Source organism: Allochromatium warmingii (assembly GCF_900107145.1).
Classification (GTDB): domain Bacteria; phylum Pseudomonadota; class Gammaproteobacteria; order Chromatiales; family Chromatiaceae; genus Thermochromatium; species Thermochromatium warmingii.
In genome coordinates this window covers 67,555-79,881 of record NZ_FNOW01000011.1, presented here as the reverse complement: position 1 = coordinate 79,881, position 12,327 = coordinate 67,555, and the positions used below count along the sequence as shown (strand labels likewise).

At 44.5% G+C, this 12,327-nt stretch carries 8 protein-coding genes; 2 read left to right on the top strand and 6 right to left on the bottom strand.

The window, feature by feature from the left end:
• Positions 1–80: 80 nt before the first annotated feature.
• Entirely contained in the window at positions 81–329 is a 249-nt protein-coding gene (locus BLW10_RS14470) for a tetratricopeptide repeat protein (RefSeq protein WP_342707507.1), read from the bottom strand.
• The gene (gene trxA / locus BLW10_RS05280) at positions 274–792 is read right to left on the bottom strand and encodes a thioredoxin (RefSeq protein WP_342707506.1); all 519 of its coding nucleotides are present in this window, start codon (positions 790–792) and stop codon (positions 274–276) included. Before trxA ends, BLW10_RS14470 begins: the two co-directional genes overlap by 56 nt.
• A 184-nt stretch (positions 793–976) precedes the next feature.
• Here trxA and trxC point away from each other — a divergent pair, with 184 nt between their 5' ends.
• Positions 977–1,411: a thioredoxin TrxC gene (gene trxC / locus BLW10_RS05275; RefSeq protein WP_091332811.1), complete on the top strand. Its 435-nt coding sequence runs from the start codon at positions 977–979 to the stop codon at positions 1,409–1,411.
• 142 nt (positions 1,412–1,553) lie between these two features.
• On the top strand, positions 1,554–3,863 hold the full coding sequence (locus BLW10_RS05270; protein WP_091332809.1) for a glycosyltransferase: 2,310 nt from the start codon (positions 1,554–1,556) through the stop codon (positions 3,861–3,863).
• 9 nt (positions 3,864–3,872) lie between these two features.
• Here BLW10_RS05270 and BLW10_RS05265 read toward each other — a convergent pair whose 3' ends face one another.
• The 4 genes from BLW10_RS05265 to BLW10_RS05250 are packed head-to-tail and all read right to left on the bottom strand — an operon-like array spanning position 3,873 to position 12,209.
• On the bottom strand, positions 3,873–5,162 hold the full coding sequence (locus BLW10_RS05265; protein ID WP_091332808.1) for a glycosyltransferase family 2 protein: 1,290 nt from the start codon (positions 5,160–5,162) through the stop codon (positions 3,873–3,875).
• Complete coding sequence (locus tag BLW10_RS05260) at positions 5,159–7,657, bottom strand: coiled-coil domain-containing protein (protein ID WP_177168992.1); 2,499 nt, start codon at positions 7,655–7,657, stop codon at positions 5,159–5,161. Before BLW10_RS05260 ends, BLW10_RS05265 begins: the two co-directional genes overlap by 4 nt.
• 12 nt (positions 7,658–7,669) lie before the next feature.
• Positions 7,670–10,597, bottom strand: a complete 2,928-nt coding sequence (locus BLW10_RS05255; RefSeq protein WP_091332805.1) for a hypothetical protein — start codon at positions 10,595–10,597, stop codon at positions 7,670–7,672.
• A 52-nt stretch (positions 10,598–10,649) separates the two neighbouring features.
• Entirely contained in the window at positions 10,650–12,209 is a 1,560-nt protein-coding gene (locus tag BLW10_RS05250) for a glycosyltransferase (protein ID WP_091332803.1), read from the bottom strand.
• Positions 12,210–12,327: the final 118 nt, after the last annotated feature.

Here is a 12,327-nt window from a genome sequence, read left to right as displayed (position 1 = left end):
ACGATATGAGTGATGTTAATTAACTCGCAAAATTTGCCATATTCTCGAAAAAATCTACTTCAAAATCAATAGTTTAGTTTTTAGACAGCCTCTAAATATTCCAGTGCCGCTTCGTATTCACCGCGTAACACACAATAGGCAGCGAGCTGATAGCGTGCGGCGCTGTCGCGTGGATTGGCAGCAAGTCGGGCGGTTATTAGCTCCGGCTCACTCGGCGCATCGGCTGTTGCACTGGCAAAGCGCAGTTGACCGCGCACGGCCGTTACTTCGGGATCATTGACCAGTTCGAGCGAGACGGTCGAGCGCCACCAGTGCTTGAGCGATCTCACCGGCGCTGGCCAAAAGCTGCACCTCAAGCAGCGGCAAGCGCGTATTGTCTGGATCCTCGGCGCGTACTTGGTCGATCAGCGCACGCGCTGTGGTCAGCTCACCCGTTGTTAACGCCGCCCGTGCGTGCTGAATCAAGCCATCGGAAGCGCGTGGCAGATGGCGGTCGAGAAACTCGCGCACCTGCGGCTCTGGCAGCGCCCCCATAAATTGATCGACCGCTTGACCGTTGCGGAACAGTTGCACCGTCGGCAGACTGCGGATGCCAAATTGCGCAGCCAATGCGGGTTCGGCCTCGGTGTCCACTTTAGCCAACACAAACCGCCCATCATTTTGATCGGCGAGCTTGGCGAGCATTGGCATCAACATGCGGCAGGGTGCGCACCAGTCGGCCCAAAAATCGACCAGCACCGGACGCTCGTGGGAACCCTCGATAACGACTGCCTGAAAATTGGCAGCAGTCACGGTAACAACGTAAGGTGAATGACTCATAGCAATGTGTGCAATCTGTAGCAGTTAGCAAGCGGTTTAACATAGCTATCGCACTGGCGTGATTCAAGCGCCGTGCCGCGCTTGCTGCTTTGTGGGCGGATTTGGGATGATTTTGCTTGGATCTGTCTTGATTTGATTTGATTTGGAGCGTTGCGCCATGTCTCAATCTTTGCATGTTGTGTGTCCACAGTGCGATGCGGTCAATCGCCTTCCCGCCGAGCGGCTCGCTGCTGCACCCAAATGCGGTCAGTGTCACGCGCCGCTATTTTCCGGTCAGCCGCTGGCGCTCGATGCAGCGCGTTTTGAACGCCACCTCACGCGCAGTGATCTGCCGCTATTGGTCGATTTCTGGGCACCTTGGTGCGGCCCCTGTCAAATGATGGCACCGGCTTTTGCAGCAGCGGCTGGGCGTTTAGAGCCGAGGCTACGACTCATTAAAATCAACACCGAAACAGCGCAACAATTAGCCGGACGGTTAGGGATTCGCAGTATTCCGACGTTGATTCTATTCCGTCATGGAACCGAGGTGGCGCGTCAAGCGGGTGCAATGGATGCGGCGGGAATTGAGCATTGGGCGCGGCATCACGGATAGCTTCGGCGCGGAATAGAAGCACACGGGACGCGATACATTTCATTCTAACCGACAACACAACGGAGGAAGCGAGATCGGCAACTCAATGGCGCATTTGCGCCCTGCTTCTCTGTCCTAAAAAACCAGTTCTCGCACAAAACCAATGACAACGCTATTAGCACGCGGTAATACCGCACTACGTGCAGGTAATTATGAAGCCGCGATTGCGCTTTATTCACAAGCACTCGCTGAACAACCCGATTTAGGACATTTATTGCGCACTAACTTGCGCTTAGTTCGACAGCGGCTATTAGGTAACAATGCAAGATCAGCCGAGGGACTGGCGCAATATTTTTGGCGGCTTCCGCTCGATTGTCTATTCCAACGCATACTGAACGCAATCCAATTAGAGCCTGAACCACCTAATCTAGCAGCAACAATTTACAGCGGCGAACAAGCACTGGCGGCGCTGCTCGCTCAGCAATCAATATTATCGGCAACGCCCATCGTGGTGAGTATTATCATGCCGACCTACAACCGCGCTGCCATTCTCGGCGAAGCCATTACTACAGTTATTCAACAGCGTTATCCGCATTGGGAACTATGGGTCTGCGATGATGGCAGTACCGATCATACCGCTCAGGTGGTGGCTGGATTGAATGATTCGCGTATTCAATATTTGCCGCTTTCTAAACAAGGCGCAGCAGCGGCGCGTAATCGCGGGCTAGAACGTGCTCGCGGTTCACTGATTGCCTATTTGGACAGTGATAATTATTGGCATCCGGATTATTTGGGCGCAATAGTCACACTAATGCAGAAATGTCCAGGACGTTCTAGTATTTACTTCGATTATTTTGAATATCACTGTGACGACAACAATATTTACAGATTAAAATCTTTTACTTGCCCAAAATTCAATCATGAGCAGTTGCTCGAAAGAAACTTCATCGACTTAAATTCTTTTGCGCATCGACGCGAACTCTATGACTGCTTCGGTGGTTTTGACGAGGCTTTGCCGCGCTTGCAAGATTATGACCTGATTTTGAAATACACTTGGCTACGTGATCCGCTGCATTTTCCATATCCATTAAATCTATATCAACGTAATGCACAGTTGCAACAAATTACAACGGTGCATCAGCATGACCAATCATGTGAAACCCGGGTGAGCCAGCGGGTTGCCGAGCAATTACAGTCCGGTTTACCACGAAGACACACGCGGCGATTGCAGCGCGTGACGATTCTATCTTGGGATCTCTGTCGTAATCACTTTTCCAAAGCGTTCGCGTTAGCTGAAGCCCTATCGCGTGAATATGAGGTTCAATTACTATCATTTGATTTTTTTGATGAAAATGTGTTTGAACCACTGCGCACTATACGCCCACCGTTTGAGACGTGTTATCTGCGAGGCAAAAAATTTCCAGAATTTTTTAATGAATTAGACGCTGCTTTAGAAGCGATACATGGCGAAATACTCTATGTTGTCAAACCGCGCTTACCCAGTTTAGGACTAGCATTACTCGCCAATCAGCGTTATAAAATACCACTGCTGTTAGAAGTAAATGACCTAGAAACAATAGTCAACATCCCTGATCCTCAAGCACAGCATGTTTCTTTAGCTTTAGAAACTGCAAACTGGAGTGATCCAGAACTGTTAATTCCCTATAGCGAACGTTGGTCACAATTACTCGATCCATTAGCACGAGCGCTGCCAGTTGTGTTAACACATAATCATGCGCTGGATGCCCACTTTAACCAACGTTGTCTATACATGCGTAATATTAAAGATGAACAGATTTATGATCCACGCCGCTTTGAACGCACTCATTTGCGAGCCAAGTTAGGTTTTACGCCTGAAGATCGTGTCATTTTATTTGGTGGATTGCTCCGTGAACATAAAGGCGTGTTTGAGCTGTTGCAATTACTGGAAAAATTAGATGATCCACGCTACAAATTACTATTTGTTGCTTCACAATCAAGTCCTGAACAAGCGCAACTGATTCGAAAAAAAAGCGATAAAATTCGTGTGCTCCCACCACAGGATCGTACCGCAATGGCTGGTATCAATTTAGCAGCAGATTTAGTCATTCTATGGCTTAACCCGGCAATTCCAGCTAGTCACTATCAAATGCCATACAAAGCAACCGATGCACTAGCTATGGGCACGCCAATTATCGCCAATGACATCTCTGATTTTGGTGAACTCGGACGACAAGGCTATTTGCGCCTTGTTCCTTTTGGTGATTGGGAAGGGATGCGAACAACGATTACCGAGATCTTTAATAATTATACAGCCACAACACGCCAGCGATTAGCAGGGCAACGCTTGTTTCAGCGTCAATTTTCCTATTCCGCTGCCCGTGCTAACTTTGAACTCGCTGTTAATCGTGTTCTAACTGAACCGCTAGGCATATTACCGATAGCAGTACGTTTTACCGAAGCTTTTGCTGAGTTTCGCCAACATTTGAAATGAGATAGCACATTAACATAAGGCTCGAACTTCGTCGTCAATTACAACATGCGTAACATGAAGCGATGACGTGATAGGCACAGAATTAACAACAATTTCAGTTGATTCAAAAGTAATCAAAAAGCGATTATTTATATCAGGTAGAATAAGCGGATATCGAATACCAAGGTTAAATGTATTTTCAGAACCAACCCAATATATTTGCTGCTGGAGGCCATTTATATCAATGCTGAGTTTGAGCGTAGGCCGTGTTGCAGGATGACCGGTGCGGATACCGCAGACATAGAAATTTCGGCAACTGCTGAGTTGTTGAATTACAATACGCAATTGATAAGTTGATGCGGTGATCGGACACTGCTCAATGCGACAGTTAGATAATAGTATTCGCATAGCAGGTCGATTATCGAGTTCTCGGCACCAGTGCGCTTCTTGACGCCTTAACATATTTTCGGCGATTAGCTGTGCGGCAGCATGAGGTGTGTCTTTTAATTTCGATGACAACTCTCCATGCACGAGATCTGACTGAATCGCTTTTCCAGTATGCAGCATCCTTAACCAGCGTTTGGCAAGCTGATCTTTGATGACTGTGCGCCATTTTTGAAATAAGCGACGACTGTTGTGCTCTTGAATTGTAGTTGTATCACCGCGACTCAAGCGAACATGATGCTGGATACGACTGGTTGCCGCTAAATAAATGGTTTTATGACGTTGACGCAGAGCAAAACAAAGATCAAAATCTTCGCCGCCATTTCGATATCCTTCATCAAAACCATCTATAGCTTTAAAATCCGCTGTGCGGATTAACAGACATGCACCTGTAACCCAATTAACGGGCCAATATTCTGCTGTTTGATTCGATATATCGCGAATATGTGCAAACTGTCCATTTAGCAAAAGTTCCACACCAGCATGATCCAGTGTGCCATCTGCAACGCAGTATTGCAGGTTGCCGACTAAACCGACCCGACCGCTTTGATGCTCAAGCGCATTCAGCATTGGTTCGAGCCAATTTGGTGTCAAGACTAAGTCGTTATTCAGCAGACCAAGAATTTCGCCATGCGCACTCAATGCAGCACGATTATTTGCAGCCGCATAGCCAAGATTGGTGTCATTAAATAAGGTTTTAATGCGTGGGTCACTTAATTTTTGTAACCATTCGCGTGTGCCATCAGTAGAACCATCATCAATTAAGATGATTTCATAAGGCAGAGTTGATGGTAGCGTATTTTGTAAGGAAGCCAGCATAACGCGACTGGCGTTGAGATGATTGAAAAGAGGAATAATAAAACTGATTTTTTTCAAATCGTATTATCCTGATCGCGCAATAATAAATCTTTAATTAGTTCAATCTGAGCTTCAGCTTTAACCATTTCTTCTTGAAAGAGTTGTTGGCGCTGTTGAAGCTCATTAATTTCTTGTGCTAATTGTTGATTTTTTTGTTCAGCAACCTTCAGTTTGTCTTTAAGATCTATCGCAGATTTTTGAGCTTGATCTCGTTCGGCTGCAAGTGTTACTTCACAATCTAAGCTAGATTTTTGAGTTTGTTCTAAGTTTACCGTCAGTGAGTTCTTTTCCGCATCAAGCTGCTGAATATACGTTTGTAGTTTAGATTGTTCTGTATTTAGCTTCTCAATTTGTGCTTGATATTCATGAATAGTTTTTTCCTGAGCATCGCGTACTTGCGTGAGTTCAGCTTGTACTTCCTGAAAACTTGTTTGAGCCGCAGTTAATTCTTGTGCAAGTTGCTGATTTTTTTGCTCAGCGGCGGCAAGTGTGAGATTAAGTTCAGCACTGACTTTTTTAGCTTGATCACATTCGGTTGTAAGTGCTAACTCACGGTCTGAATTAGCTTTTTGCGTTTGTTCTAAATTTGTAGCTAGTGAGTTTTTTTCGGCAGTAAGCTGCTGAATATCTGTTTTTAGTTTAGATTGTTCTTTGTTTAGCTTTTCAATTTGCGCTTGATGTTCATGAATAAGTTTTTCTTGGGCATCGCGTACTTGCGTGAGTTCAGCGTGTACTTCCTGAAAACTTGTTTGAGCCGCAGTTAATTCTTGTGCAAGTTGCTGATTTTTTTGCTCAGCGGCGGCAAGTGTGAGATTAAGTTCAGCACTGACTTTTTTAGCTTGATCACATTCGGTTGTAAGTGCTAACTCACGGTCTGAATTAGCTTTTTGCGTTTGTTCTAAATTTGTAGCCAGTGAGTTTTTTTCGGCAGTAAGCTGCTGAATATCTGTTTTTAGTTTAGATTGTTCTTTGTTTAGCTTTTCAATTTGTGCTTGATGTTCATGAATAAGTTTTTCTTGGGCATCGCGTACTTGCGTGAGTTCCGCTTGCGCTTCTTGAAAACTTGTTTGAGCCGCAGTTAATTCTTGTGCGAGTTGCTGATTTTTTTGTTCAGCGGCGGCAAGTGTGAGATTAAGTTCAGCACTGACTTTTTTAGCTTGATCACATTCGGTTGTAAGTGCTAACTCACGGTCTGAATTAGCTTTTTGCGTTTGTTCTAAATTTGTAGCCAGTGAGTTTTTTTCGGCAGTAAGCTGCTGAATATCTGTTTTTAGTTTAGATTGTTCTTTGTTTAGCTTTTCAATTTGTGCTTGATGTTCATGAATAAGTTTTTCTTGGGCATCGCGTACTTGCGTGAGTTCCGCTTGCGCTTCTTGAAAACTTGTTTGAGCCGCAGTTAATTCTTGTGCGAGTTGCTGATTTTTTTGTTCAGCGGCGGCAAGTGTGAGATTAAGTTCAGCACTAACTTTTTTAGCTTGATCGCATTCAGTTGTAAGCACCAATTCACGGTCTGAACTAGCTTTTTGAGTGTGTTCTAAAGTCGCAGCAAGTGTGCTTTTTTCTATATCAAGCTGCTGAATATGCGTTTGTAATTCAGAGTGTTCTTTGTTTAGCTTTTCAATTTGTGCTTGATGTTCATGAATAAGTTTTTCCTGGGCATCGCGTACCTGAGTGAATTTAGCTTGTATAATTTGAAAACGCTGCTGTTCTTCAATAATATCTTTTTTAAGTTGTTGACTTTCGTGCTCTCGTTCTTTAATAACCTCACTTTGTTTTTTTAGCAATTGATGAATTTCTTCAATTTGTGTTTGTAATGACTGGCGAGTAAGATTTGCTTCGTTACGAATAAACAATGCTTCGCCTAAATTAGGATTATTTGATTCAATTACTTGAACACATTGATAGTCATATTTTTTTAAATAAGCTTCAATAGCGGCTAAACTAGCATTTTCAAAATCAGAAGAGTCGTGATTTAGTAAAACACGTAAAAATAAAACCTGAACATGCTGAAGTGTTTTTTCAGCTCCACGCAATATAGTAAGCGCCGGCAAGCAATCAATAAATAGCCAAGTTCCTTCAACCCAAAGCGATTGCTCGCTTTTTAAAGATAGCAACGCATCAAGACGCTGGGGTTTAATTTTAGATTGATTCATTAACCGCAATCGCGGCCAAAATGTAAGCAGCGACTCGAGCGATAGCAAGCCATCTTCAGCAAAATTATTATATTGATAAAATTCAATTTCTTGCTCGCTATCAGAAAGCGTTGCTTCAATTTTTTGCCAAGTTTCAGATCGCTCTGAGCTTGGTAAACGGCTAATATTAGCATCAATTATCCAAGCATCGCTAATATTCCAATTTTGCCAATAACTCATCGTTCCTTGACCTTGACCAGCTCCTACATGAATAACACGCTGGGGCGGTACAATGTGGTGAACAATTTCTAAGCTAACTCGGCAAACGGAATCGATGCTTTGATTGACGGAAGGCATTAACTGCATCATCTTTTGAGTCATATTTCAAGTTATTTAACGCATCGCTGTCTGTTGCGACGATGGAGAAAACGTAGCTGTATGCGCAAATAGAATACGCTGAGTATCTTGAGCAAGACGTATCCAATCTTCGCAAGGACGTGATAACGACGGCCCAGTTTGCGTATATAGATCGGTTAGGATATGGGGTAGCTGAATGACGAGCGCATGAATAAATATATGATCCGATTTTTGTAGATGTTTCCAGGCTTCAACATCCATATCTTCAGGCAGAGCAAAACGTAATTCAAATTTTGGCCCAAAGTCATCATGACTTTCAGCATACCAACCTGTTAATGGTGAAATCATTTCAGGTTTAGGGAATTCCAGCTTTGGATGCGTTCCAAAACGATCAGGGCCAACATTGGCGCATGAAATACGAACATCGAAACTAGGCCATTGAGCCGTACCGAGTGCTAGGTTTTCTAATCGCAACCAAAGGTGTTCATAATCCGGGTTAACTTGCTGACGTTCAAGGCGACAAGCGTCGTATGTTAATACCGCTGGCAAGGCATCAAGCGCAGCGTTAAAGCGCAATAAGGCTGTGCGTAGTGCAGCACTGGGATAATCGGCTGATAATCCAATTTCAAGCGGTTGTGCTAGTACTTGATGGAAAGTTCGGGATAGGTTGCGTAATAGACGGCGATCACTGGTTGCAAGCTGTTGAATAGGCGGCAGGGCATCGCTCAGGTATTTGCGCTGATCGATTGGGAAAAATAATAAATCGTCAGCTATATTTTGCTTAGGTTGACGTAATAAGGGGAGTGTTTCTCTATCAGCTTGACTAAAGCAGAATCCAAGCAGGCCATTTCGAATCAGCGTGTGACAACGCAGGGTATCAATCATGCGGCCTGCTGTTTCAAGATTTTCCACATGCCAATAAAGTGTATTTGAATCATCTGAAGATTGATTTGCTTTGATTTGACTATAGTCACAATAATCAGGATGGCGTGTTAACATACGCTGCCAACGCAACTCAAGTGTTTCAATGTGTTGGGTAGCTTTTTGATTTTGGAGAAAATATTGCTCTAGCTCTTCTTGTACTTGATGTAATTGCAAAAGAAGCAATTCGTTCTCTTCTTGTGATTCAGTAACTTGTTGCTGAAGTTGGTTAGCCTGTGTTTTTAGCGTATCACGCTCTTTACTTAACGCTTCAATCTGCGCTTGACGCTCTTGAGCAAGCTTGGATTGATTATCGCGAGCTTGGGTAAGCTGAGTTTTTTCTTTATTTAACGCTTCAATCTGCGCTTGACGCTCTTGAGCAAGCTTGGATTGATTATCATGGGCTTGAGTAAGCTGGGTTTTTTCTTTATTTAACGCTTCAATCTGCGCTTGACGCTCTTGAGCAAGCTTGGATTGATTATCATGGGCTTGAGTAAGCTGGGTTTTTTCTTTATTTAACGCTTCAATCTGCGCTTGACGCTCTTGAGCAAGCTTGGATTGATTATCATGGGCTTGAGTAAGCTGGGTTTTTTCTTTATTTAACGCTTCAATCTGCGCTTGACGCTCTTGAGCAAGCTTGGATTGATTATCGCGAGCTTGGGTAAGCTGAGTTTTTTCTTTATTTAACGCTTCAATCTGCGCTTGACGCTCTTGAGCAAGCTTGGATTGATTATCGCGAGCTTGAGTAAGCTGGATTTTTTCTTTATTTAAAACTTCAATCTGCGCTTGGCGCTCTTGAGCGAGCTTGGATTGATTATCACGGGTTTGAATTAGTTCTTTTGTTTGCTCTTGCAAAGATTGTTGTTCTAAAAATATTTTTTCTAGCTCTTCTTGCACCTGATGTAATTGCAAAAGAAGCAATTCGTTCTCTTCTTGTGATTCAGTAATTTGTTGCTGAAGTTGGTTAGCCTGTGTTTTTAGCGTATCACGCTCTTTGCTTAACGCTTCAATCTGTGCTTGTCGCTCTTGAGCGAGCTTGGATTGATTATCGCGAGCTTGAGTAAGCTGGATTTTTTCTTTATTTAACGCTTCAATCTGTGCTTGTCGCTCTTGAGCAAGCTTGGATTGATTATCACAGGCTTGGGTAAGCGTAGATTTTTCTTGATTTATATCTTCAATTTGTTTTTGGTAATTTTGAGCAAGTATTGCGTGTTCTTCGATAAGCTGTTGAATATGATCTTGAGCCGTTTTTCGTTCCAGAGCGGCTTGTTCAAGCTGATGACTTTGATCACATAGTTGACGATAAGAATGGATGATAACTGATAAATCTTGAGCGACTTTATCTGTAATAACATCTGTCTCAGATAACAGCTCTTGTGCACTTTCTAGCTCTAATGTCAGTGCTTGTGCATGTGGATATTGTTCACATAGACGGTCTGCTAAATAACGTGCTACTTCATCTGGCGCTGAATAAGCGATCTGATATGTCTCATCTAATTTGTTTAACGGTATATTCCAGTTCTTAATTAAATAGCTAACAAAATCGAGCGGTTGGTCTAGTGCCGCTGCCGCTGGAATCAACAGACTGCGTGTTGGATGACGAAGCTGAAAGCGCAACATGTATTGATGAGTTGTCTCCCATTGTTTAACTAGTGTCTCAACATCAAGCGGTGGTGTCACTTCCGCCATAGCGTGCGCAAGTGCATCACGTAGTGGAATATGAATCAATAAAAATCGAATTTGCGGATCAAATTCACACCAAAAATCCAGCAATGGCGCACTATTTGGATCAGACCAACCCCAAAGCGGTTGATCTAAGTTTGTCATAAATAACTCACCAGCAAGCTGTTCCCATAGGCGGCCTAAGTTAGAGCTATCATGCGGTAACGGTTGTTTAGCTAATACGCGCTGATGCCAGCCGTGAATATCAATATCACTCCGTCCCGCAAGCTTTTTGGGATGCTCTAATCCAGTGTCGTGCAGCAGTTCGGTAATCGCATAGAGTGCTGGATGTTGAATGCTGGTAATACAAAGCGTATTCATAAAATAAAAAATTCCAAAAATGCTGAAATTAGACGGCTTACGATATCAGCATTCACTGCGAATGCTGTAATCGTGACAAATAGAATGCACCGACATGCTCTGGTGAATAACTTGCCTGCGCAAGTTGTTGCCCAAGCACTGCTAACCGCGTGCGGATTGACGCATTAAATACGAAACGCCGCATCCACCATGCAGCGTGATGCGTATCTGGTTCAGCCCAGACTAAGCCTTCAGCAAAAGGATATTCACCTTCAGCAACGGGGCGTAGCTGATAGTCAACTAAGGCTGCGCTACCGAGAATAGTGAAATCCAAATTGCCGGAATAACCTGTGGCAATCACAGGCTTACCTAATAGCATTGCTTCAGCCAATCCGCGTCCAAATCCTTCGCTACGGTGCAGCGAAATAAAGCTATCACATACGCGATAGAGATCCAGTAATTCAGCTCGCTGTAGTGTGCCACTGAGAATAAACAGACGTCGATCAGCGCGAGCGGCCTCTAGGATCATGTGCCATTGCGGATCATGCTCTGGGGTACGCATGACTTTAATGACTAAACCGACTGGTTCATCGCCACGCGGGAATGCAGTACGAAAAGCTTGGACACAGGCGAGTGGATTTTTGCGTATTAAACTGGATAGCCCATCAAAGGCGAACACGAATAAAAAAGGCTGTTCAGGTAGGCCAAAATTACGGCGTGTTAATTGAGCAGTTGGATCTACTGTGACCGCCATCGGCATATGATGAACTGGTTTTGGACATGAACGCACATAGGCATCATAGGTAAAGCGACTGGCTGCCCAGAGTTCATCAACTAAACCATAAGCATGGTGCCAATTCGCTGGCCACTCAGGTAATTCCCAGGGCCAGTGACCAATAGAGCGCCGTCCATCAAATAACTTTGAACCTTCAACTGCGGCCAGACGCGCCATCTCAATGCCAGTGGTGCAAAAAAGATTAATCGCGTAAGGAAGATCGGATGAAATATGATTTACGGCACTTTCATCGTTTTGACACACTTCGCATCCGGGTTCGACATTGTAGATCGAAAATGGAATGCCCGCTGCTTGCAGCGCCAAAGCCGCCATGCGCACATCTTCACCAATGCCAAGCTGCCCTTTTGCATAGCCAATCAGATTGACGCCGAATGGTAAATCAGGCGGAGCACGATGTTTGCGTGGTTTAGTGCGCGTCGAAATGGGGACGCGCTGAACGCTATTCCACCACTGGCGCTGCTCCTCGGTTAAAAAGCGATCAAGCTGGAGTTCCCGTAAGCCGTGTTGAAAATACCAATGAATAAATCCGGCCTGCCCACTCCGCTGTCGAATGTCAAAAACGGGCTGGAGATCTGGGCGCATCGCCCATACCACGCGCATGAAACGGGTAAGCGATGGGTGCAAATCGGCAAACGCTTCGGGAGCTGGTTGTGTGAGCAAGGCGGCATCGATGATGACTTCAATCTCAGCAAGTGCGCGATATTCAGTTGCGCCATTCAATAGCAACCACCAGTCAAACCGTGCGGGATTGTCTGCAAATTGCTGGCGTAAATCGGGACGTGTTAGCCAAATTGTCTGTTTAATATCATCTAATCGTGGAAACGTATCACGACGCATGATGGTTGGTTGCTGGTTTGGCAAGGTAAGCACAATTGGCGTGTTGCGTGTTTCTGACCTGTGTTTGAGGGGCAGATGGTAGCAAGAAGTTTACGGCTTGGCCACAGCCGCGCCAACG

Bases quoted from the DNA above. Each gene is read 5' to 3' on its own strand.
- trxC (WP_091332811.1), top strand. From the start codon at position 977: ATGTCTCAATCTTTGCATGTTGTGTGTCCACAGTGCGATGCGGTCAAT.
- BLW10_RS05270 (WP_091332809.1), top strand. From the start codon at position 1,554: ATGACAACGCTATTAGCACGCGGTAATACCGCACTACGTGCAGGTAAT.
- BLW10_RS05250 (WP_091332803.1), bottom strand. From the start codon at position 12,209: ATGCGTCGTGATACGTTTCCACGATTAGATGATATTAAACAGACAATT.
- BLW10_RS05255 (WP_091332805.1), bottom strand. From the start codon at position 10,597: ATGAATACGCTTTGTATTACCAGCATTCAACATCCAGCACTCTATGCG.
- BLW10_RS05260 (WP_177168992.1), bottom strand. From the start codon at position 7,657: ATGACTCAAAAGATGATGCAGTTAATGCCTTCCGTCAATCAAAGCATC.